This window comes from Corynebacterium mendelii (assembly GCF_017307055.1).
Lineage (GTDB): Bacteria > Actinomycetota > Actinomycetes > Mycobacteriales > Mycobacteriaceae > Corynebacterium > Corynebacterium mendelii.
Window position 1 is genome coordinate 2,238 of the sequence record NZ_JAFLEQ010000017.1, and the last position, 22,615, is coordinate 24,852.

At 63.6% G+C, this 22,615-nt stretch carries 19 protein-coding genes, 5 tRNA genes and 1 riboswitch; of the genes, 5 read left to right on the forward strand and 19 right to left on the reverse strand.

Annotated elements, in window-relative coordinates; translation table 11 throughout:
- Positions 1 to 131 precede the first annotated feature (131 nt).
- From ramA to JZY06_RS10370, 5 genes are all read right to left on the reverse strand, one after another.
- Positions 132 to 974 carry an acetate metabolism transcriptional regulator RamA gene (ramA, locus tag JZY06_RS10350; protein WP_207279493.1) on the reverse strand — a complete coding sequence of 281 codons (843 nt, stop codon included), beginning with the start codon at positions 972 to 974 and terminating at the stop codon, positions 132 to 134.
- A gap of 692 nt (positions 975 to 1,666) precedes the next feature.
- Positions 1,667 to 1,816: riboswitch (cobalamin riboswitch) on the forward strand.
- A gap of 816 nt (positions 1,817 to 2,632) precedes the next feature.
- Entirely contained in the window at positions 2,633 to 3,427 is a 795-nt protein-coding gene (locus JZY06_RS10355; RefSeq protein WP_207279494.1) for an energy-coupling factor ABC transporter ATP-binding protein, read from the reverse strand.
- A gap of 222 nt (positions 3,428 to 3,649) precedes the next feature.
- Positions 3,650 to 4,405: a cobalt ECF transporter T component CbiQ gene (gene cbiQ, locus JZY06_RS10360; protein ID WP_207279495.1), complete on the reverse strand. Its 756-nt coding sequence runs from the start codon at positions 4,403 to 4,405 to the stop codon at positions 3,650 to 3,652.
- 19 nt (positions 4,406 to 4,424) lie between these two features.
- On the reverse strand, positions 4,425 to 4,808 hold the full coding sequence (locus JZY06_RS10365) for an energy-coupling factor ABC transporter substrate-binding protein (RefSeq protein WP_207279496.1): 384 nt from the start codon (positions 4,806 to 4,808) through the stop codon (positions 4,425 to 4,427).
- Positions 4,809 to 4,844: 36 nt separating this feature from the next.
- Positions 4,845 to 5,543, reverse strand: coding sequence for an energy-coupling factor ABC transporter permease (locus JZY06_RS10370; RefSeq protein ID WP_207279497.1), 699 nt, complete (start codon positions 5,541 to 5,543; stop codon positions 4,845 to 4,847).
- Between the two features lie 902 nt (positions 5,544 to 6,445).
- On the opposite strand from JZY06_RS10370, the gene cysK reads away from it, so the two are divergent.
- Together cysK and epsC are read left to right on the forward strand one after the other, a co-directional pair.
- Complete coding sequence (gene cysK, locus JZY06_RS10375; RefSeq protein ID WP_207279498.1) at positions 6,446 to 7,381, forward strand: cysteine synthase A; 936 nt, start codon at positions 6,446 to 6,448, stop codon at positions 7,379 to 7,381.
- A gap of 115 nt (positions 7,382 to 7,496) precedes the next feature.
- Positions 7,497 to 8,102 carry a serine O-acetyltransferase EpsC gene (gene epsC, locus JZY06_RS10380; protein ID WP_207279499.1) on the forward strand — a complete coding sequence of 202 codons (606 nt, stop codon included), beginning with the start codon at positions 7,497 to 7,499 and terminating at the stop codon, positions 8,100 to 8,102.
- Positions 8,103 to 8,233: 131 nt separating this feature from the next.
- Here the strand turns inward: epsC and JZY06_RS10385 are convergent, their stop codons facing one another.
- The 4 genes from JZY06_RS10385 to JZY06_RS10400 all read right to left on the reverse strand — a co-directional run bounded on the left by JZY06_RS10385 (position 8,234) and on the right by JZY06_RS10400 (position 9,667).
- Positions 8,234 to 8,653 carry a GNAT family N-acetyltransferase gene (locus JZY06_RS10385; RefSeq protein WP_330617266.1) on the reverse strand — a complete coding sequence of 140 codons (420 nt, stop codon included), beginning with the start codon at positions 8,651 to 8,653 and terminating at the stop codon, positions 8,234 to 8,236.
- A 25-nt stretch (positions 8,654 to 8,678) separates the two neighbouring features.
- Positions 8,679 to 9,314, reverse strand: coding sequence for a lipocalin family protein (locus JZY06_RS10390; RefSeq protein ID WP_207279501.1), 636 nt, complete (start codon positions 9,312 to 9,314; stop codon positions 8,679 to 8,681).
- Positions 9,315 to 9,470: 156 nt separating this feature from the next.
- Positions 9,471 to 9,543 (reverse strand) — tRNA-Phe (locus tag JZY06_RS10395).
- Between the two features lie 50 nt (positions 9,544 to 9,593).
- Positions 9,594 to 9,667: transfer RNA gene (locus tag JZY06_RS10400), tRNA-Asp, on the reverse strand.
- Positions 9,668 to 9,907: 240 nt separating this feature from the next.
- Here JZY06_RS10400 and JZY06_RS10405 point away from each other — a divergent pair.
- Positions 9,908 to 10,588, forward strand: a complete 681-nt coding sequence (locus tag JZY06_RS10405) for an L-2-amino-thiazoline-4-carboxylic acid hydrolase (RefSeq protein WP_207279502.1) — start codon at positions 9,908 to 9,910, stop codon at positions 10,586 to 10,588.
- Between the two features lie 118 nt (positions 10,589 to 10,706).
- Here JZY06_RS10405 and JZY06_RS10410 read toward each other — a convergent pair.
- From JZY06_RS10410 to JZY06_RS10430, 5 genes are all read right to left on the reverse strand, one after another.
- Positions 10,707 to 10,780: transfer RNA gene (locus JZY06_RS10410), tRNA-Asp, on the reverse strand.
- A 608-nt stretch (positions 10,781 to 11,388) separates the two neighbouring features.
- A tRNA-Glu gene (locus JZY06_RS10415) sits at positions 11,389 to 11,461 on the reverse strand.
- Positions 11,462 to 11,584: 123 nt separating this feature from the next.
- On the reverse strand, positions 11,585 to 11,914 hold the full coding sequence (locus JZY06_RS10420; RefSeq protein ID WP_207279503.1) for an SdpI family protein: 330 nt from the start codon (positions 11,912 to 11,914) through the stop codon (positions 11,585 to 11,587).
- Between the two features lie 267 nt (positions 11,915 to 12,181).
- Positions 12,182 to 12,254, reverse strand: a tRNA-Lys gene (locus JZY06_RS10425).
- 262 nt (positions 12,255 to 12,516) lie between these two features.
- Entirely contained in the window at positions 12,517 to 14,031 is a 1,515-nt protein-coding gene (locus JZY06_RS10430; protein ID WP_207279504.1) for an acetyl-CoA hydrolase/transferase family protein, read from the reverse strand.
- Between the two features lie 682 nt (positions 14,032 to 14,713).
- On the opposite strand from JZY06_RS10430, the gene dusB reads away from it, so the two are divergent.
- Both dusB and phoU read left to right on the forward strand, forming a co-directional pair.
- Positions 14,714 to 15,886: a tRNA dihydrouridine synthase DusB gene (dusB, locus tag JZY06_RS10435; protein ID WP_207279505.1), complete on the forward strand. Its 1,173-nt coding sequence runs from the start codon at positions 14,714 to 14,716 to the stop codon at positions 15,884 to 15,886.
- A 343-nt stretch (positions 15,887 to 16,229) separates the two neighbouring features.
- Positions 16,230 to 16,964, forward strand: a complete 735-nt coding sequence (gene phoU, locus JZY06_RS10440; RefSeq protein WP_207279506.1) for a phosphate signaling complex protein PhoU — start codon at positions 16,230 to 16,232, stop codon at positions 16,962 to 16,964.
- 115 nt (positions 16,965 to 17,079) lie between these two features.
- Here phoU and mscL read toward each other — a convergent pair whose 3' ends face one another.
- The 5 genes from mscL to pstS all read right to left on the reverse strand — a co-directional run bounded on the left by mscL (position 17,080) and on the right by pstS (position 22,511).
- Positions 17,080 to 17,502 carry a large conductance mechanosensitive channel protein MscL gene (gene mscL / locus JZY06_RS10445; protein ID WP_207279507.1) on the reverse strand — a complete coding sequence of 141 codons (423 nt, stop codon included), beginning with the start codon at positions 17,500 to 17,502 and terminating at the stop codon, positions 17,080 to 17,082.
- A gap of 636 nt (positions 17,503 to 18,138) precedes the next feature.
- On the reverse strand, positions 18,139 to 18,915 hold the full coding sequence (gene pstB, locus JZY06_RS10450) for a phosphate ABC transporter ATP-binding protein PstB (protein WP_207279508.1): 777 nt from the start codon (positions 18,913 to 18,915) through the stop codon (positions 18,139 to 18,141).
- Positions 18,916 to 19,050: 135 nt separating this feature from the next.
- The gene (pstA, locus tag JZY06_RS10455) at positions 19,051 to 19,977 is read right to left on the reverse strand and encodes a phosphate ABC transporter permease PstA (protein ID WP_207279509.1); all 927 of its coding nucleotides are present in this window, start codon (positions 19,975 to 19,977) and stop codon (positions 19,051 to 19,053) included.
- A complete protein-coding gene (gene pstC / locus JZY06_RS10460) occupies positions 19,978 to 21,036 on the reverse strand; it encodes a phosphate ABC transporter permease subunit PstC (protein WP_207279510.1) in 1,059 nt (352 codons plus the stop codon).
- Positions 21,037 to 21,392: 356 nt separating this feature from the next.
- On the reverse strand, positions 21,393 to 22,511 hold the full coding sequence (gene pstS / locus JZY06_RS10465; RefSeq protein ID WP_207279754.1) for a phosphate ABC transporter substrate-binding protein PstS: 1,119 nt from the start codon (positions 22,509 to 22,511) through the stop codon (positions 21,393 to 21,395).
- Positions 22,512 to 22,615: the final 104 nt, after the last annotated feature.

Sequence of the window (22,615 nt, forward strand, 5' to 3'; positions counted from 1 at the left end):
GCGACAGGGCGGTGGGTACTTGTCGGTGGCACCGTCAGGCACCGGGTGGATCCGCCGGGGTGTGCCCGGGGTGGTGACCCGCGGGGTGAAAAACGGTGGCGGTGCGTGGTTGTCTCACGTATCGGGTGCGGTCAGGGCAACGCGCCGATGCGGCGGGCCGCATTGACTGCCTCGTAGCGGGTGTGGGCGCCCAGTTTGCGCATGACACTGCGCAGGTAGGACTTGACTGTCTCAGCGCCGATTCCCATTTCTTCGGCGGCTTCGACATTGGTGTGGCCAAGCGCCACGCAGGCGAGCACATCGAGTTCGCGGGCGGACAGTTTGGTGGTCTGCTTCACCCTGACCGGGGTGACCATCTGGTCGCACAGGTCCTCGAGTTCCTGGCGCAGCGCATCATCTTCGACTTTGTTGGCCAGCATGCGCAGCTTCGAGTGGGTGGACCGGATTTGTTCCCATTCGGCGCCGTTCATGATGCGCCCGGCTTTCCCGCCGGCCCCGCGCACCCCGTCATTGCGGCGCATCGCCGAGTTGATGGCGAGATCCTGCTCCAGAGTGCGGGCGGTCATCGTCACTTCCTCAATGACCTTGTCGCCGAGGCGGACCGCCGAGTGGACGCCGACATAGAGCACGCCGCGGATTTCGCGGTGCACGATCACCGGCACACCGACAATCGAGAACAGTCCCTCGTCCTGGATGGCGGAATCGTATTCGTGGCTGATGACATTGGCGCGGGCATAGTCGGAGACACCGACCGGCCGCCGGGTGGTGACCACCCGCCCGCCGACACCGCAACCGGAGTCGATGATCAGGTTCTGCAGGGCGGGGGTCCTCAGCCCCACCCAGGCGCTGATTTTCAGGCGGTTGTCATTCATCACGCTGGCGAACATGGTCACCGGGATGCCAGTCGCGGTCTTCAGAGACGACAGCGCCTCACGGATGGCGTCGTCGTCATCCTTCATGCGTTGGGAGTCCACTTACCTCACCTTTTTTTGATCCACCCGACCAGGTACACCCACCGGGCACTCACTGATACGTTACGGAGGGCAGTATAACCGCAAAGTTGGGGGTGATCTAGCGGTTACCGATGAATTTCTCCCACATGCACGGTGGCACACAGCCCATCCCGGGGGTATTTTCGCCAACAAAAAAATACCCCCCGGATGTCAACCCCGGGGGTACGTCACCTACCCCCCATTCTCCTGATTACGGGAGCAGTTTCGGGGGTCCACCCACCACGACGGCGCACCCCATCATCCCGCGTTGAATACATTGGGGCAGTTCACCACGACAGCCGGGCACCGTATGCCCCCTGCCGGTCAATCACCCCACTGCCCCACCCCGCCGGCACCGATTAGCCTGAACATCGTCTAAGCGGAAGCTGTAATCCCACACAACAAAGCACACACTTTCCGCACACTCCCCCCGCTGCCACCCCCACATGCGAGTGGCTGCGGCTGGATCAACGAGATTGAAATCACGTCTCCCGGGCGGGCTGCGGATCGGCGCAAAACCGCGGGCACTCCACCTGTCGCCCACACAACAGCCACCGGGGACACCGGCCCGCACCCGAATCATCGCCCCCGGCGGGCGGGAGGGGGTGCTTTGCTGCCGCGGGCCGGCGGCGTAACATGGTCATCGCATCTGGTCCCTTTCCCGGTTGTCCGTCCACTAGCAGTCGTTCGTTGGTCCGGTTTCACGGGTGGGGGCGCAAGAGGGAATCCGGTGAGACCCCGGAACTGTCCCGCAACGGTAAGGGTGCGGGCGCGCAAGCGCCCGACACCACAAGTCCGATACCTGCCAGTTGTGCCTGACACCGGAAGGAAAGCGCGCATGTTTCCGCGCTGTTTTCTTCCTCACAGGCCCATGGACCGGGCGTGGATACCCGGGTTTTTGTGGACATTGACTGTGGTTGGCCGCATGTCTCGCCCGGGCGGCACCCCGGATGAGAAAAACGCCGACCATGTGTTATGCGCTGGTCTTTTGTGTCCAGCGCACCCGAAATCCCCGAATTTTTCCGCCCTGTTGCCGGCCTGGTTGAGGTTGAAGGTGGCACACGGGCGGTTTTTGCTGTCCGTGGTTTTTGCTCGGTAACTGTGGCTCATACACGTCACGTTTTCCTCCACTGGCACTGTCAGGCGCTGTTCGTGCATGCCCGGGGACTGGCTGCGGCAGAGTCAACGACAACTCCACACCCCGGCCCGGGGCACCCCTTGGTGGGTGTGTCCGGTGCCTGACTGCCGATTCGTTGCCGTCCTGGCCGGCCGTTGCTGCTGCTGCGGGATTTTCTCCTCAGATCAACCTCTCTCCTCATCCCGTGGCGCAGTCACTGCCGATCAGCTGTGGCGGATCCGAACCCGGCAGTGGCCCGTCGGCTCTTTCTTCGTCTGGTTTGTTCGAAGCGGATATGCCGGGTCACGGTGGTGTGGCTGCTGTCCGGTTGCGCGCCGGTTCCCGGGTGTGTGCGGCAGTGGTGTCCGCATCCGCTGACAGTTCGTCCGCGTTTTCCCCTTGCCCCGGGCAGCTCATTGCCCCTCCGGCGGGGGCTTTTTTTGACCCCTCTACCGGCAACGCGGTTGTACCGGGATTCACGCATACCGGGGGCCGGTTGCCCCCTCCCGCAGACCCGGGGTGGTCAGAGAAGATCCTGCGGGGTGGTAATGGTTTTTCCCACCGCTTGGGAGACAAACGGTGCCCACGGCACTTCCAGCCGGGCGCGGCGCAGCAGCTCGGTGTCGGTGAGAATATCGCCGGTGGGACCCAACATCAGCCTGCCGTCGACGATGACGGCCGCCCGGGTGGACACCTCCCACGCCAGATTCACATCGTGGGTGGAGACCACCACTGCCGTTCCACCGGATGACAACCGTTGAAGTGTTTTTTTCAGCTGCCGTCCCCCGGCCGGGTCAAGACCGGCGGTGGGTTCATCAAGCAGCAGCACCGCCGGCTGCATCGCCAACGCCCCGGCCAGCGCCACCCTTTTGCGCTGCCCGTAGGACAGCTGATGGGGGACGTTGTCAGCCAGGTCGGTGATCTCCGCATCGATCATCGCCCGGGTGGTGCGGGCACGTATTTCCGCCTTGTCCAGACCCTGGTTGGTCGGCCCGTAGGCGACATCGGCCTGCACCGAGATGGCGAAAATCTGGTCGTCTGGTTCCTGCAGCACCAGCTGCACGCTGCGGCGGACGGCATCCCTCCCGGCGCGGGTGTAGCGGTAGGGGCTGCCCCGCAGTTCTATATGCCCGGCGGTGGGTTGCCACACCCCGGCCAGCAACCGGAACAGGGTGGATTTACCGGAACCGTTGGCGCCGAGCAGGGCGATGGTGTCGCCCGCTGCGATGCCGAGACTGACATCGGTGAGGATGGGGGCATCCTTGTGGTGGAAAAAGTCAACGCCGCAGGCGGCGATGAGCGGGTCGTGGGTGTCCATGTTCGTGTGTATGTCTTGTCCGGTTGGTGGGTGGAGGAGATGGGGGTTTTCAAGAAATCTTTTTCCTGCCGCCGGTGTTGTCACCACCGGTGGCTGCGGTGTTGTTGTCCACTGTCGCGCCCCCTGCTTTTTCCGGTATCGGCCCGGCGGCGTGGAAAGCGGCGGCTTGTGTGCCACACCGGTTTTCGGGGCCGGTTTTTCCTGCGCGCAAAGCGCCCGCGCTCACAATTTGGGGGCGGGAATCATCCCGCTGAGGCTGACAGCGGTGACCGCCAGCAGCACGAGCACAATCAGGGCGGTGGCCCGGGCGTTGGCCTGGCGCACCGTGTGCAGGGTTGTTCCGGTGGCCGCGGCAGAGATATCGGCCCGCAGCTCCATGCCTTCCTGCAGTGTGCGCGCCCGGGTGAAAGCCACCACAAACAGTGAGCTGGCCTGCCCCGCCAGAGAGGATATCCAGCACCGCCAGTTGCTGTATCCCAGCCGCTGGGCCTGGGCGTGGTACATGGTGCGGGCGGTATCGATCAGGGTGCCGATCATCCGGTAGGTGAGCATGGTGATCTGCACCGCCCAGTCGGGAACCCCGATCCGTGCCAGCCAGGCCAGCTGCTCCGACATCGGGGTGGTCACGGCAAACAGCATGGTCGCCGACATGGCGGTCACACAGCGGCACAACACCCGGGCCGCATCCGATGTGCCGCCGTCGATGAGCGATATCCCGTCAGCGCCAATCGACCAGATAAGCGGCACCATGCCGGGAAGAAGAAAAGAGGTGGGGGCGCCGACCAGGCCGAGGTAGAGCCGCCACGGCACCCGGGCGTAGATGGCCGAGGCGATGATCACCACAGCAATCATCGGCAGGGCGGGCCACGGCGGAAGGGAGACCGCCAACAGCAGCAGCCCGAGAAACAACAGGGCTTTCTGTCCCACGTTGACCCGGGCCAGCCTGCTGGTGGCCGCGGCTTGTTCCAGAGGGTTCACAATCTATGCCCGCTGCCGGTCAGTCACGGTTGGCGCCACCGGTGGCGGTGGTGGCCGTTGATGCACCGGCGGTGAGTTGTTTCTCGGCTTTGCTGCGTCCCCGGTAGTTGCCCAGGGCGAAGCCAACCAGTCCCGCCCCGAGTCCCGCCTGCAGGGCAAACAGGCCGGATTCGATTTCCCCGGGGAGTTCGCCGACCAGGGGTTCGGCCCACGGGACATAGTCGGGGTTGACTTGTTCGACAATGGATTCGGCACCGTCATCGGTACCGGTGAACTGTTCCTCGGAGTCCGGGTCACCGAAGTTGAAGAACATGGGGAAGGCGGCGATGAACGCGGCCAGAACAATCAGGCCGATCGTGGTTCCGGTCGACCGGCGGGTGGTGGTGGAGGAAGTGGTGCTCATGGCAGAGATCTGTCTTTTCTGTGAGTGGTGGTGGTGTTAGGCATTGACCTGGGCGCGGGGTGTCCCGGCCGGGTCTTTCGACCCGCCGAGCACCCCGAGACCGGCCAGCTCCTTCGGGGCAACCTGGACCAGGGCACGGAAAATGAGCACCGTGACAATCGACTCCACAATCGCCAGCGGCACCTGGGTGGGGGCGTACAGGCCGAGGAAGGTGGCGAAAGCGGTACCGAACCCGGAGGCGTGGTGGGCCAGCGCCAGTTCGAAAGCGGCCACAATATAGGTCACCAGATCAGAGAAAAACGCGGCGCAGAAAATCGCCGCCGAGTGGCTGCCGCCGGCTTTGCGCACGGCCAGCCAGCACATCCATCCCACCCACGGCCCGGCGATGGCCATGGAGAAAATATTGGCGCCCAGAGTGGTGATCCCGCCGTGGGCCAGCAGCAGCGCCTGGAAAACCAGCACAATCGAACCCATGAACGCCATCACCGGTGGTTTGAACAGCACCGCCCCCAAACCGGTGCCCGTCGGGTGGGAACACGACCCGGTCACCGACGGGATTTTCAGGGCGCTGAGCACGAAACTAAACGCCCCGGCCGCCCCCAGAAGCAGCGTGGACTCGGGGTTGTTTCGGATTGATTTGCGCACGGCCATCGCGCCGTGGATCACGAACGGGGCGGACACCGCACCCCAGGCGATGCAGTGGGTCACGGGCAAAAAGCCCTCGGCGATATGCATGGAGAAAACTCTTCTTTCGACAATGTAGGCAGGGCCACATCCGTCGGGCACACCGCAACCCGCGCTGGGTTCCGGTTGAACGGATGGGGTGCAGGAAAAACACCATGGTGCGTATGACAGGCGTGCGCCACACCCGGGTCAGCGGGAAACAGGGGCAGTCCCGTCCCCGTTGACCCGGTCACACCCTCTCCCACTTGCCGGCCACACCCGGCCCAACCGGTCGTGTCACCGTCGCCATGTCCCGGTGGGCATCACCGAAAAACAGGCGTCCGGCCCGTCACGCCGCGGTCAGCACTGCGGTGGTCGTTTTCTCCTCAACAGGCGGTTGCGGCACCACACCGCACACAGCGCACCCCCCACCGGACCGATGGCCATCCCCACCCCGGATCAAGGGGTGGATCAGCACCGGAAAACCGGTGAACAGTTCACTGTGAATCAACGCGCGGCCGAGACTACCAGACCACCGGACTTTTCTGAACTTTTGCTTAACGGCAATGAAAATTATTTCCTTCCCACCCCGCCCCCAGTACCGCCAAAACACCCGGAAAAAGCCCATTCGTCAAGCTCAACACCACAAGCCAGGCAAACCTTAACAACTCTCAGACACGGCTCCATATTCGCGACACGGTGAGGAAAAACACACTTTTTGACACACTAACCCCACCCTTACATGGGCGTGGTCCCGGATGCCAATCGGTCACCGACAACGCATTCCACCCCCACCGCCGACCGATTGAACCACCCGCCCGACCCCCTGTCAGGGCGCCGGAAAAAGGCCCCGAATAGACAGATTAGTCTAGGTGTCGGTTCACATCTGTGGTACGCTGCCCCGTGGCGCCGTCCGCCGCGAAGGTGGCGGTCGGCCAGTACCACTTCCCCCGACAGAAAAAGAGGCTTTCCCCATGGGACGCATCCACAATTCGATTACCGACACCATCGGCGGCACCCCCCTGGTGCGGCTTAACCGTTTGACCGAAGGCCTGGAGGCCGACGTGCTGGTCAAACTGGAATCCTTCAACCCCGCCAACTCGGTCAAAGACCGCATCGGCCTGGCCATTATCGATGCCGCCGAAAAATCCGGGCAGCTCAAGCCGGGTGGCACGATTGTGGAGGCCACCTCCGGCAACACCGGTATCGCCCTGACCATGGTCGCTACCGCCCGCGGCTACAACGTCGTGTTGACCATGCCGGAGACAATGTCGATGGAACGCCGGGTGATGCTGCGGGCCTACGGCGCGGAAATCATTCTCACCCCGGGTGCGGCCGGCATGCAGGGTGCGGTCGACAAAGCCAATGAGATTCTCAAACAGCGCGAAGGGGCGGTCTCGGCCAACCAGTTCGCCAACCCGGCCAACCCCGAATTCCACTACGCCACCACCGGCCCGGAGATTTGGGAGGACACCGACGGCAAGGTCGATATTTTCGTGGCCGGTGTCGGCACCGGCGGAACGGTCTCCGGGGTGGGCAAATACCTCAGGGAGAAAAAAGACGACGTCGAAATCTATGCCGTGGAGCCTGCTGAGTCGGCACTGCTGACCACCGGCAAAGCCGGCCCGCACAAAATCCAGGGACTGGGTGCCAACTTCGTTCCCGGAAACCTTGACCGGGCGATCTTGACCAATGTGCTCACCGTCGCCAACGATGACGCGATCGCCACTTCCCGCAAACTCGGCAACACCGAAGCCATCCTGGGCGGCATTTCCTCCGGCGCCAATGTCCACGCCGCCCTGGAGCTGGCCAAAAAACCGGAGAACAAAGGCAAGACGATCGTCACCATCGTCTGCGACTACGGTGAGCGCTACGTCTCCACCGTGCTCTACGACGACATCCGCAACTAACCGACGTGCCCCGGCCCGCGCCACCGGTGGGCTTCGGTGGTCTTGTCCGGTCGCCCTGGCCGCATGCCCGGCAGCGAATCGTCCCGGGCGGTGGGCTGTTGATACGCTTTAGCGCATGTTCTCTTTGTTCGCGATGCTGCGCGAAGACCTGAAAAACGCCAAGGAACACGATCCCGCCGCCCGCGGTGACCTGGAAAATGCCCTGGTGTATTCGGGGCTGCACGCCATCTGGTCACACCGGGTGGCCCATGTTCTGTGGTGTCGCGGACTGAAGGGTCCAGCCCGGGTACTCGCACAGATCACCCGTTTTCTCACCGGAATTGAAATCCATCCCGGTGCCACCATCGGGCGTCGTTTTTTCATCGACCACGGCATGGGTGTGGTCATCGGTGAAACCACCGAAATCGGCGACGGGGTGATGCTCTACCACGGGGTGACTCTCGGCGGGCAGGTGCTCACCCAGACCAAACGCCACCCCACCCTGGAAGACAATGTCACCGTCGGCGCCGGTGCGAAGGTGCTCGGCCCCATCACCATCGGCTGCGGTTCGGCCATCGGCGCCAACGCCGTGGTGACCAAAGATGTGCCCTGCAACCACATCGCCGTCGGCATCCCGGCGGTCAACCGGCCCCGCAGCACCGACGAGTGCAAAAAACTCGTCGACCCGGACGCCTACATCGCCCGGAGGCGCCCCGCCGACGACACCGGTTTGTACAGCTGAGGTAAAAACACCCGGGTCCGTCCACGGGCCGGGTCAGCCACAACCGTGTTCAGCCACGACACCACCGCCGCTCCTGCGGGAGCAGCGGTGGTGTTTTTCTTCTGCCGGTGAAAACAAGCGTTACCGTGGTGTCACGGCCGACCTGCAACGTGATCGGCATACTCCGGGTTCTTCGAGATGAAATGCTCCACGGCACTGCAGCTGGGAACAATCCGGTACCCGGAGTCAACCGCATCCGCCAGCGCGGCTTCAATCAGGGGGTGTGACAGGCCTTTACCCCGGTGGGCGGGATCGATGACGGTGTGGAAAAATTCCCTCAGCCGGGGCTGCAGGTCCCGGTATTCGGCGACACCGGCCTGCTGACCGTCGACGGCAAGGAGATAGCGGTGATGGTCGCTGTCGTGGGTGATGGTGTGGTTGGTCTGCGGCATGGTGCATGTCCTTTCCGGTTCGAACTGTTCCCGCCCGGGAGTTATCCCGCAGCGCAGGGACGACTCCCGCGACCTATGCAGACGGCGGGCGGGAGATAAGGCGCGGGAAGAAAAGATCACCGGCCCGCACCTGCGGCTGGTCCCCCTACTTTTTCAGGCACAGCGGGGTGACCGCGCCGTATCCGCCGGTGACCGGGGTGGTGACAAACTGGCAGGTGTTCCAGCCCCGGTCGGTGATGATCTTTTTCACCGTCGCCCAGGAGTCCCCACTCAACGCCCTGCTGCGGGAGAGCACATAGCCGTTGGAGCGGTTGGGGCTGCCGATAATGGCCACATCCTTATTCTCGCTCATCCAGGTCACCCGGTAGTTGGTGGGGCCGTCGATGTTCTGGAAGGGAATATTGTCGAAAGCCACCCGCAGGGAGGCGCCGGTGGCCGGATCGGTCACCCGGGCGGCACCGTCCACCCCGGAGCGTCGGCCGGTGAAGGTCGTGCACCGGTTTTTCACCCCGACCAGCTGCGGGTCGAGCAGGGTGTAGGTGGCGGTGGTGTCACGCTGGCACTGCAGGTTGAACAGCTGCGGGATCACCGCCACCTGGTGCCAGGTGCCCTGGTAGCCGTCAAGATCAAGATGGTCGACCTGGGACAGCTGCGTCGGGGAGAAACTCTCCCCCGACGATCCGAAGGGAATGCCCCGGAAATCAGCGGCCTGGGCGGGCACGGCAACCATCGATACGGCTGCCGCGACAAGAAGGGATACTGCACTGCGGCGAATACTCATACACCCCATCATGCCCTGTTGATAGCACCTACCGCCTGCCGGGGCTGATTGACGGGGAGGGCGTGCCCCATAAAGGAGCCGCCCCGGGGCACACACGGGCGCGCAGACAAAAACACCGCCCGGCGGCCTTGTCAGGCTGCCGGGCGGTGTGTGCTGTGGCCAGACCCAGGATCGAACTGGGGACCTTCCACTTTTCAGGCGGACGCTCTACCGACTGAGCTATCTGGCCGGGAAGAACTCGTGGCACAGTATGTGTCTACTGTGACAGGGGTTTCCCTGCGACCCTGACGGGACTTGAACCCGCGACCTCCGCCGTGACAGGGCGGCGCGCTAACCAACTGCGCCACAGGGCCAAATGCTTTTGGCATTGCGGTTGATCCACACTCAGTGTGTGAGGTCAACGAGGTGAAAGCTTACAATACAGGCCAATCAGGCCACAAACCGTAAGGTCACACGCGCTTTCCGGGGGTACCCGAAGGGTACTGGCCACCAGTGCGTTGTCCCCGGTGCCACCCTCATCGCCGGGCACCGGGACAGCCCCGGCACACGTCACACCGCACCGGAGAGTCGGCCGCGGCACTAGAGTGGACAGTATGCGGTACCGCCTGAAGCACCGGATCAGTTTCCTGCTCATGGGTCGTTGGATGTACAAAGCGCTCGCCGAAACCAACGGCCGGGATCAGGCAGCCCGCCACCGGAAGCTGGCCGCGGGCCAGTACCGGCGGATGATCGAATCAATGCAGCCGGTGGCCGACGGCGACATCATGGCCCACAACGTCGAAAGCGGCGCGGTTTTCCTGGCTTTCTACATCGTGGGTCTGTCAGATCCGACGCTTGCCCTGTCGCCGGGGCGGTTCACAAAACTGGTGGCCCGCAGTTTTGATTTTTCCTTCATCGTCAACCGGATCGTGCCGCTGAAACGCATGGACCCGCAGGCATACTATGCCAAGCTTGCCGCCGGTGCCCGCTGGTCCCAGGAGCATGCCGACGACCATGACGACACCTTCGTCTTCGAGATGACCGACAACCCGGCTGTCGCAGGTCCTGACGGACGCACAGTCGTCGGCTTCGATTTTCACCGCTGCGGCCTGCAGAAGATGGCGGAAAAAAACCACGTCGATGAGGCGTTGCCCGCCCTGTGCAATCTGGACTACATTCTCATCGACCGTGTCCCGGGAGTGCATCTGGAAAGGGAACAAACCATATCCGGGGGCTGTTCGCGCTGCACGTTCCGGATTGTCGACGACACTGGACGACAACCCGGCAGGCGGTGACACGCGGCCACGGACGCTTTTTGCCGTATCGGGCTTGTTTTCCCCTGATCTGATCAGTCCATGCATGAAATAGCAATATCCCGGGTGAAACTGTGTGTTTCACCCGGGATGTTTGCTGCGACCCTGACGGGACTTGAACCCGCGACCTCCGCCGTGACAGGGCGGCGCGCTAACCAACTGCGCCACAGGGCCAGAATGTGTCTCGGGCAGGCGGCGCCTGCCGTTGAACGCTAGTGACTTTACAGGCTGTGGGACTCATCGGCCAAATCCTGCTTCTACCAGTAGTTTTCACAGTCCTTTCCGGTGGGATGGGCTGCTGTGGCCCGTTGGTTGCACGCAGCGGCGGGCAGCCTCCGCAGATGCCCGGGCGGATACAGCGCCGGGGCAGGACAAGGACAGGCAGTCACCGGTTAGCCGCGCCCGGGGTGAAGGACCGTTCAGCCACGGATGGATGCCACCAAAAGGTGTGGATCATCGTAAAAAGGCTCCCCGTTCCGGCCGGCTGGCCCGGCCGGACCGGGGATAGGGTGCCGACAGCGGTGTGGCGGATTCGCGCCCGGTTCCCCCGGTTGCCGCGGTTGGTCTTTGGCACGGTACCCCAGTCGGCGGCAACGCTGCCGGGCACGTGTTCGGACATGCCGGAGACCCGGCTGCTTGCGTACCGGGGTCTGTGGTGCCACCGGCGGCACGGACAACAACACCAGCCGGATATCGTGGGAAATCGTGGCGGGCATTTTCCAGGCCTTTCCGCAGACACAAAAACACCGCCTGACCTTGTCGGTCAGGCGGTGTTTCAGCTGTACTCCCAACGGGATTCGAACCCGTGTTGCCGCCGTGAAAGGGCGGAGTCCTAGGCCCCTAGACGATGGGAGCTTGTACCCTTGCGGGCTACGAAAATATATCCCACAACAACGACACAACACAAATCGCCAGGTCACAGCGGGTGGAGATACTGCCCTGACAGGACAGTCGTCGATGGGTGCCGGCTGCGGGGTCTTATTCCCCGGCTACCTCGGCCGCAGCCCGGTTGGCGATCCAGGCACCACGGAGCACGACGATGGTCAGCAGCAGGCACCCGACCAGGCAGATAATGGTTCCGGTTTCGATCGAGGTGATGGCCATACCGGCCGCGATCACAGCGCTGAGAAATGCCGCGGCCCAGGAATAATCGACGCTGGCTTTGTGCGCGGCGGCCCAGGCGGCGTCGGAGTGCTGGGTCAGCCGGGTGCGGTAGCCGACAAATCTGTTGCGCTGGAGTGTCCCCTTGGCACTGGCCGCGGCAATCCAGCCGAACATTCCGGCCGCCGCGACAAAGGTGAGTGACATGAAGATCTGGTACATGGCCTCTGCGGCCCTGCCTTTCATGGGGAAAGAACAAAACAGGTGCGTGTCCTTGTATACCAGCTCCCACACGTGCCTGAAACAGCTTCCGGCACCCCACCCCTGCCACCGGCCCCGGCAACCGGCCACTGACGCTACCTGGGGGCGATAACCGCCTGCCGGGGCTGATGTACCTTGCCGCCGGGACCCGGTGGGGGCAGGAAAACAAAAAAATTCCCCCGGTCGGTGGCGACCGGGGGAATTATGGGTTTGTGGGCCCTGTGGGGCTCGAACCCACGACCTGCGGATTAAAAGTCCGTAGCTCTACCAACTGAGCTAAAGGCCCACGGGATCAGTGCGGCGAAGGTTGTGGTGCAACCGTTCGGTTCGCGCTGTCCTTCACACAGTATAGAGATCGTTGGCTGATGCACAAAACCAGAGGACCCCTGTGTGTGGATCATGCCCGGAAAACCTGTGTTTCCCGCTGGTCAGGAACCGGTGTCCGGGTGGCTGGAAATACGTTGCGCCCCGCGGTGCGCGACAGGCGCAGGCGGGGCGAAACGGTTATGCGGTGTACCCGGCTGCCGCCGTGGGTACGCCCGGCGGGTTTACTTCTTCATCGAGCCGGTGGACACGAAACGCTGGTGGAAGCTCAAAGCCTCTTCCAGCAGGTGCGGGGTCTGCATGACCTTGTTTTCCTTGGCGTAGTGCAGGGCGCGGTCGTAGTAGTCCTCGAGGATCGGGCGGTAGTCCGGGTGGGACAGCTCAATGATCTTCCTGGCGCGCTGGCGCGGGGCCAGGCCCCGCAGGTCGGCGTAGCCGTACTCGGTGATGATGACCTTGACGTCCTGCTCGGTGTGGTCAACATGCGAAACGAACGGCACGATCGCGGAGATGTCGCCGCCCTTGGCCTCGGACTGGGTGATGAACGAGGAGATGTGGGCGTTGCGGGTGAAGTCCGCGGAACCGCCGACACCGTTCATCATGCGGGACCCCATGACGTTGGTGGAGTTGACGTTGCCGTAGATGTCGCATTCGACCATGCCGTTGGTCGCGATCAGGCCGATACGGCGGACAACCTCCGGGTGGTTGGAGACCTGCTGCGGGCGCAGGATGATCGTCTTGGCGTATTTGGAGGCCTCGGCGTTCATCTTGTTGGCGTATTCGGGGCTGAGCGAGAAGGAGGTCGCCGAGGCCACGGTCATCTTGCCGGAGTCGATCAGGTCGACCATGCCGTCCTGGATGACTTCGGTGTAGGCCTTGATGTTTTCGAACTTCGAGTCCAGCAGGCCGCTCATCACGGCGTTCGGGACGTTACCGACACCGGACTGCATGATGTATTTGTCGTAGGACAGCCGGCCCGCGCGGACCTCGCCCTCGAGGAAGTCGAGGAAGTTGGCGGCGATCTTCTTGGAGACATCGTCGACCGGCTTGAAGGGGGCGTTGCGGTCGGGGTGGTTGGTTTCCACCACGGCGACAACCTTGTCGACGTCAATGTCGATGTAGGTGGTGCCGATGCGCTGGCCCGGATCGGTGATCGGGATCGGCTTGCGGTTGGGCAGCTTGCCGACACGGTAAACATCGGCCATGCCCTCCAGGTTCTCGGACTGCCAGGAGTTGACCTCGATGATGATCTTTTCGGCCTCGTCGAGGTATTCGACGTTGTTGCCGATCGAGGAGGAGGGCACAATGTGGCCTTCTTCGGTGATGCGGACAGCCTCAACGATGGCGACATTCATCTGGCCGAAGAACCCTTCGGAGACGTACATGCCGGACTCCGACAGGTGGTAGTCGGCGTAGTAGGTGGTGCCGTCGTTGATCTTGCTGCGCAGGATCGGATCCGACTGGTAGGGGGTGCGGAAGCGGATGGCGTCGGCTTCGGCCAGCGTTCCGTCGCAGTCATCGGCGGTGGAAGCACCGGTGAACAGGTCGATCATGAACTCGTCGCCCTTGGCGTGGGCGGCCTTGGCTTTCTCCGCAATGGCGCCGGGCAGGACCTTCGGGTAGCCGGCACCGGTGAAGCCGGAGATGCCGACCTTGTCACCGTGGTTGACGAATTCGGCGGCTTCGTCGGCCGTCATGATTTTGCCGCGGAGCTTCGCGTTGGCGATCCGATCGGACATGTGATTCCTCCTGTAGGGGCGGGTGTGCCGGTGTATTCCCCGCGGATATCTGTTGATCCGGTGGGAGAAAAAACCGGCCGGACGGGGCACAAGCGGCGGGCCGCCGGACAATCCGGCGGCCACCGGCAGGTGACTGATTCTCCCGTGCGGCCGGTCAAGCGCATCCCCGCCGGTGGCGGGTAGCCGGGATGCCGGCCCCGGAGGGGACGGCACCCGGATGCGGGGAGGATGGTTTGTTTCCTCGCGGAAAAACCCCCGCCCCGCTGCTTGCGGTCCGGCACGACCGTTGTTGTTTTTGTTTCGTTGTGTATGGGTGTCCACCGTGCAGTCCCGTGTGACCGGGGCAACTTTGGGGCGAACACGCTGCGCCCCCCACAATAGGGCAACCGGGGTATCCGTGGCGGCTTTTCAGCATCCACCACCCCCACAGGGGTTACCTTTGGCGCCGACGGACTTTTCAGCTGGCAAAACCGGCCGCAGCAGGCAGCTGCGCCCCTCCCCCGCCGGATGGATGCCCCGCCCGGACACGGCCCGGTGCACGGGCGGGGCCCGGCCCCGGTGGCTGATCCACCCGGGCGGGACGGGGTGGAACAAAGGTTGTTTTCACCCATCCACCGTCCACCCCCGGATCATGGGCGGCCGGGGCGGTGTTGCCCGTATGCGGGGTGTCCTGCCAGACTTTATGGCCGTGGAACAATGCCCTGCACCCCCGCCCCTGTCCATTGGCCGGTTGGCCCTCGGCTCCCCGGTGGTTCTGGCCCCGATGGCCGGTGTGACCAATGTGGCTTTCCGCACCCTGTGCAGGCAGCTTGAGCGCGAGGCCTGCGACACCGTGGCCGGTTTGTACGTCTGCGAGATGGTCACCGCCCGCGCCCTGGTGGAGAAAAACCCCAAGACCCTGCACATGACCACTTTTGCGGCGGAGGAGAATCCGCGCAGTCTGCAGCTGTACACCACGGATCCGCACTACACCTATGAAGCGGCGAAAATGATCGTCGACCAGGACATGGCCGACCACATCGACATGAACTTCGGCTGCCCGGTGCCGAAGGTCACCCGCCGCGGCGGCGGATCAGCCCTGCCCTACAAGCGGAAACTGTTCGGCCAGATTGTGGCCGCAGCCGTTAAAGCCACGTCAGGAACCGGCATTCCGGTGACGGTGAAAATGCGGGTGGGCATCGACGCCGAGCATCACACCCACCTGGATGCGGGACGCATCGCGGTGGAGGAAGGGGCCGCCGCGGTGGCGTTGCACGGGCGCACGGCCGCGCAACGCTATTCCGGGCAGGCCGACTGGAATGAGATCGCCCGGCTGAAACGGCATCTGGCCCATACCGGAATTCCGGTACTGGGTAACGGCGATATTTTCGCGGCCGGTGACGCACGCAAGATGATGGAGACCACCGGCTGTGACGGGGTGGTCATCGGCCGGGGATGTCTGGGCCGGCCCTGGCTTTTTACCGAACTGGCCGCCGAACTGTCCGGCAAACCGGTTCCGCCCGAGCCGACACTGGGGCGGGTCACCGAGATCGTTATCCGCCACATGGAGCTTCTTGTCGCCCACGACGGCGAGGACAAAGCCGCCCGGGACATCCGCAAACACATGGGCTGGTATTTCCGTGGTTTCCCCGTCGGCGGGGAGGTCCGTTCCGCGCTAGCCCGGGTGGAAAGTCTGGCGGATCTGAAAGCCAAACTGGCCCCCTTCGCCGATTCCCGGGAAGTGGCCTGTGAACCGGACAGTCCCCGCGGCAGGCAGGGGCGGCCGAAGAAAGTCACCCTGCCCGACGGATGGCTCGATGACCCCTACGACGACACGGTGCCGGTGGGCGCCGACATCGACAACTCCGGCGGGTAACACCCCGGCCCGCCGCGGTGGGCCGGGGTGGGCAGATCAAGCCACACCGTCGGCATCCCCGCCGCAATGGCGCCGCGACCCCCGACGGCTCCACGTCCGTGACGAAAAGCTCACTGCCGGTTAATTGAGTCTCACCTCACAGATTTGGTGAACCGGGTCCGGCAAAACGGTTACATCAAAGTAACGGCCAGCTGGGCCTGTCAGCGGGGGGCGCCGGTGAACTGGGAAAAACGGCCAGACATTGGACCGGCGCCAAGCAGTCCGCGACTGCGGAAAGACCGGTGCCGGCCCGCGGCAGCCTCCTCAGTTCACCGGGCGGGACTTGTCCCCTATATTCGTTGACATGCGTACTTCCTACAGGGAACACCTGGACACTTTTTCCCACGACCTGATCATCATGTGCGACATGGTGCAGGTCATCATGGTCAAAGCGTCCGAAGCCCTGCTGGAGCGCAATCTCACCGCCGCCGAGGAGGCCCTGTCGCTGGGCGATGATCTCAAAGAGGTCAAAGTGCGCTGCGAGGAACGTGCGGTGCAGCTTTTGGCCCTGGAAGGCCCGCTGGCCAGGGATCTGCGGCAGGTCGTCTCCTCGATCTACATTGTCGAGGACATCTCCCGGATGGCCGCACTGGCCAAACATGTCGCCTCCACCGCCCGCCGCAGGCATCCCGCCTCCGCGGTACCGGAACCGTTGGAAGGCTATTTCCGGGAACTGTACCGGGTGGTGACAGCGATGACGGAGAAGCTGCGCGATCTGCTCATCCACCCCGAGGATGTCGATGTGGCCATGGTCTTCGGCGCCGACGACGACGCCGTCGACGATATCCAGGAGCACCTGTTTGTGCTTCTCACCCAGCGCGAGTGGGAGCATTCCACCACCGAGGCGGTCGATGTGTCCATGCTGTCGCGCTACTACGAACGCTACGCCGACCACACGGTCAATGTGGCCAGCCGCATCGTCTATTTGTCCACCGGCATGAAACCGGACGAGTATCTGGCCAAGCGGGAGGAAGAAGAACGCGAGGCGGAAATGCAGCGCCGCTTCGCCGAGCTGGAACGCTCCGCCTCCAGGCCTTAAAGCCCCCGCCGCCGACCGCCCGGCACCGGTGTCACCGGCGCACCCGCCGCACAGGAAAAGCCCACCGGGAAAACAATTCTCCGGTGGGCTTCATCAGGCCGGGCACAGCGGTCGGCTACACCCTGTGACCGCCGGGTTGGCCGGTGGCCGGGGCGTCGTTGTTTTTGAGGGTGCCGAGGATCTCTTCCAGCACAATAAGCTGCGGATCCTTGACCTCATCGGGAACATCTTCCGGCTTGGCCAGCTTGGCGTTGACCTTGTTCATGGGCAGCACCACCATGAAGTACAGGGCGGCGGCGATGATGAGGAAGTTCAGGACCGCGGTCACCACGGTGAACGGACGGATTTCAGCGCCATTGAGCACCGGAACCCACAGTTCATCGAAATTGGGTTTGCCGAAAATCGCACCGATGAGCGGATAGATCACTTCGTCGGTCAGCGCTTTGACGATGGGGCTGAACGCGGCGCCAATGACCACGGCCACGGCCAGGTCGATGACGTTGCCGCGCATAATGAACTTCTTGAAGCCTTCGAGCACAGCTTCTCCTTGGGTTTTATCTGGAAGGGTTGACACAAAAGCCCCGCGCACTGCACGCTGACATGCATGCAATAGGCTGCGCGGGACTGTTAAACCCTACGCCCACCCACCGGCCGGCAACATCCGCGACACCACATTGTGTGCCAGAATAATTAGCACAGATACATTTCCGCAGGTAACGCTTCAAGCAGCCAGTCCCACCGGGGGTGGTTGGGGGTGTTTTTAAAAACCCGCTGCCCCCACGACACGGACAACCCGATCCCGTCCGAACCCGCCGCCACGGCTGCGGCGGGACAATCATCCCTGCTGCGGGTGTGGGCGGGTCGTGTGGTGTGACACGTGGACGGGACCGGGTTGCCGGTGACAGTCGCGGGCAACCGGCCATGACCAACCGGTGTCCGCTTCAACCGCCCGGGCAAGAGACGAGGAACCGGGCGGGGCTTGGTGAAAAGACAACGCCGCTGCGCCCGGCCCACCGGTGGGTGTACCCGGGTGGGCTTTCTGTCGGGCGCAGGCGCTTTTTCGCTTGGGCACACCCCGGGGTGCACACTGGTGGGCCTGCGGCGCGCGGCACGGGTGTCTTCGCCCGGGGACCGGCATCCCGGCAGGTGTGGGCCGGGTGGTGAAGCGGGGTGTTTATCCGAAACGGCCGGAGATGTAGTCTTCGGTTTCTTTCTCGGAGGGATTTTCGAAAATCCTGGTCGTCGGCCCGATTTCGACCAGGCGGCCCGGTTTGCCGGTGGCTTCCAGGGAGAAAAACGCCGTCTGGTCGGACACACGTGCAGCCTGCTGCATGTTGTGGGTGACGATGACGATGGTGAATTCTTCCTTCAGTTCACTGATCAAATCTTCCACCGCCAGGGTGGAGATCGGGTCCAATGCGGAGCAGGGTTCGTCCATCAGCAGCACATCGGGTTCCACCGCAATCGCACGGGCGATGCACAGACGCTGCTGCTGGCCGCCGGACAGGCCACCGCCGGGACGGTCGAGACGGTCTTTGACCTCTTCCCACAGGTTGGCGCCGCGCAGTGATTTTTCGGCGACTTCCTTCAGTTTCGCTTTGTTGTTCACGCCCTGCAGGCGCAGCCCCGCGGTGACGTTTTCCTCGATCGACATTGTCGGGAAGGGGTTCGGCTTCTGGAAGACCATGCCGATGGTGGTGCGCACGGCAACCGGGTCGACGTTTTTGCCGTAAATGTTGTCGCCGTCGAGAAGGATCTCGCCTTCCACCCGGGCGCCGGGGGTGACTTCGTGCATGCGGTTGAGGGTCCGCAAAACCGTGGACTTGCCGCAGCCGGACGGTCCGATGAACGCGGTGACCGCACACGGCGGGACTGCCAGAGACACGTCCTGCACGGCGTGGAAGTCGCCGTAGTAGATATTGACGTTGTTGATGTCCAAACGCTTGGCCATGGTGATTGTTTTCCTTTAAGTGTTTTTTTGTGTCAACGGGGCCGAGACCGTGGTGCGGCTTCAGGTTTTTCTCTCCCGCCCGCCACCGGGCGGCGGGAATGCCGGCGGACCCGGGTGGCGGCGGGGGCGGTGGTGCTACTTCTGCTTGCCGGTGACCCGAACCGACAGGATGCGGGCACCGATGGTCAGGATGGCGATCAGCAGCACCAGGGTCAGGGCCGCACCCCACATCTTGTCCACCGCCGGACCCTGGAAGTCGGCGCGGTACATGTCGAGCATCATCAGCGGCAGCGAGGACTGGTTGCCCGACAGCGGCGACCAGTTGATCGATGCCGAGGAGCCGACCAGGATCAGCACCGGGGCGGATTCACCCATCACGCGGGCGATCGCGATCATGATGCCGGTGACAATGCCCGACCAGGCGGTGGGCAGCACGATTTTGATGATCGTTTTCCACTTCGGAACACCCAGGGCGTAGGCGGCTTCGCGCAAATCCTGGGGCACGATGCGCAGCATCTCCTCGGTGGTGCGCACCACCACCGGGATCATCAGCAGCACCAGGGCCAGGGCCACGGCCATACCGGAGCGTTCGAAACCGAACAGCACAATCCACATGGAGTAGACGAACAGGGCGGCCACAATCGACGGCACACCGGACAGAATGTCGACCATGAAGGTGGTGACCTGTGCCAGGCGGCCGTTGTTGCCGTATTCAACAAGGTAGATGGCGGTAAACACACCGATCGGGATGGACAGCACGGCACAGATCGTCACCTGCACGAAAGTGCCGATCATGGCGTGGACGGCACCTCCGGCGGCCATGTCACTGGTCACACCCAGCTGCGATTTTCCCCACCATTCGGCGGAGATCACCTGTCCGATACCGCGGTGGACAAGTTCGAACAGCACCCAGCCCAACGGGATCAAAGCGATGGCAATGGCGGCGTAGACCAGGCCGTAGGCGATGTAGTTGGAGACTTTGCGCCTGCCCGACGGCGGGGTGAAGGTTGTGTTGCCCAGATTGCGGGCCGCGGCTTTGGCGGTCACTGTTGCGGTGGTCATTTATTTGTTCCTCCTCGCGATAACGGAGCGCGCGGTCGCGTTGACGATGAACGTCAGGACGAACAGCACCAGGCCCGCGGCAATGTAGGCGCCGGCTTTGAGATTGTTGTTGAATTCGGGGGCCGCGTTGGCGATCGCGGTGGCAAACGTGGTGCCGCCGTCGAAGATCGACCAGCGGAATTCCGGTGCCGAGGAGACAACCAGGTACAGGGCCATGGTTTCACCCAGGGCGCGTCCCAGCCCCAGCATCGAGCCGGAGATGAAGCCGGAGGTACCGAAGGGAAGCACCGTCATGCGGACGACCTCCCACCGGGTGGCCCCCAGGGCCAGGGCCGATTCGATGTGGCCCTTCGGGGTTTGCACGAACACCTCACGGGCGGTGGCGGCGATGACGGGAAGAATCATCACCGCCAGCACAATGCCGCCGGTGGCCAGGTTGCGGGACGTGGCGAAGCTGGGCGAATTGGCGTAGGTGGCAAACAGCGGAATCCAGGCGAAGTGGGCGTTGATCCAGGTGTACAGGCCGGACAGCGCGGGACCGAGAACCGTCATGCCCCACAGGCCGTAGACGATGGAGGGAACCGCCGCCAGCAGGTCGACCAGAAAACCCAGCGGGCGGACCGCTTTGGCCGGGCAGTAGCTGGACAGGAAGATCGCCACGCCCAACGCGATCGGCATGGCCAGGGCCAGGGCGATCAGGGAGACCAGCACGGTGGCGAAAAACAGGTTCGGGATACCGAACTTCATCGCCGTGACATCGGAGGTGTCCCAGTCGCCGGAGTAGGTGAAAAAGCCCCACAGACCGTCGGCGTTGTTGAGCAGGGCGGGAACGGCCCGCCACAGCAGAAACAGACCGATCAGGCCGATGAGCACCGTGATGGTGACGGCGGAGCCGGTGGTCAAAAACGAAAAGATGGAATCATTGCGCCGGTGGTTGCCGCCGTCGGTGAGACGGACGCGCGGACCGCCCGGGGCAGCGGGTGCGGCCGCACCGGCTGCCCCGGCAGCGGGATCCACCGTTGCCTGGCCCTTTTTCTGAGCCGAAACGGAATTGGTCATGGTTGTTGCTCTTTTAAGGCTTGGTGTATCCGGGGGCAGCGGCCGAGCCGTGGAACACACGGTGTCATCTGCCGCCGCGGCGGAAGCCGCAGTCGTTGCAGGCCGACTGCCCTTCCGGGTTTGTCTCTTGTGTCAAAAGCGTCGTGGACGGGTGCATCTGCTGCCCGCTCCCCCACCTGCCACGGCGGTGGGGATGCCACAAAAACAGTGCGGCCGGTGGTGTCGTGTCATGTCACCGTGGTCATCGCCGGGCGGCCGGGCCCGCCGCCGGCACCGGGTGGAACAACCCTTCCCGGTGCCGGTGACATCAGGGGCGGCGGTGGGCACTGGTGTGCCCGTCGCGTCGAGGCGATGGCCTACTTGATGGCGTCGACAGCTGCTTCCAGCTTCTCTTTGTAGGCACCCTTGACCGGGATGTAGCCCTTGTTTTCCAGCTCGGAATCCTGGTTGGCCAGGGCGACCTTGAGGAAGTCCTTGACCATGTTGGTGGTGTTGTCGTCCTGGTAGCCGGCCGAGCAGACGATTTCGTAGGTGGTCAGCACCAGCGGGTAGGCGCCCTTTTCCTTCATGGAGAACAAAGCGTTGGCGTCAACGATCATGTTGTGGCCCTCGCCCTTGTACTTCAGGTGGTCCAGGGCGACACCGACGTTGTCGGCGTTGAGTTCGACCGGGCCGTCGCCGAAGTCGAGGCTGGCAACCCCCACACCGTCAACGCCTTTGGCGAAACCGGCCTCCACGTAGGTGATGGAGCCTTCGGTGGCCGACACCTCGGTGATCACACCCTTGGAGCCGTTGGCGCCGGAACCGGTGGCGGTCGGGAAGGACTTGCCGGTGGTGGACCAGTTGTCGGGGGCGGCGGCCTTGAGGAACTTCTGGAAGTTGTCGGAGGTGCCGGATTCCTCGGAGCGGTAGATGACCTTGATGTCGGAGTCGGGCAGGGTGGCGCCGTCGTTGAGGGCGGCGATCGCCGGATCATTCCACTTGGCGATCTTGCCGCCGAAAATCTGGGCCAGCACATCCGGGGACAGGTTCAGGTTGTCGACACCGTCGATCTTGTAGGCCACAGCCACCGGGCCGATGACCAGCGGCAGGTGCCAGGCGTCGTTGCCGCCGCAGCGCTGCTTGGCTTTCTCGGCCTGCTCATCCGACAGCGGGGAGTCCGAGCCGCCGAAGTCGACGGTGCCGTTGATGAACTGCTTCTGGCCGGAACCGGAACCGGTGGCGGTGTAGTCGAAGGAGGAGCCCGAGACAGCGGCACCGTACTTGGTGCGGAAGTACTCCATGGCCTTCTGCTGGGAGGTGGCGCCTTCGGCGGTCAGCTTGCCGGTGGCGCCGGACAGGTCCATGTCGCCGGCGGATTCGGAGCCGCCGGCGGGAGCGGCACTGTCGGACTGCTCGGAGCAGGCCCCCAGTACCAGGGAGGTGCAGGCGATGAGGCTCACCAGGGCGGCTTTGGTGGAACGGGTGGTCACGATGGGTATTCCTCTTTCAAACGTCACGGAAAAAAGTTGTGGTGATCATGCTCGATACCGGCCGGGCACGGCATGCGGTGGCACACCTGATCCGGCTACGACACGCA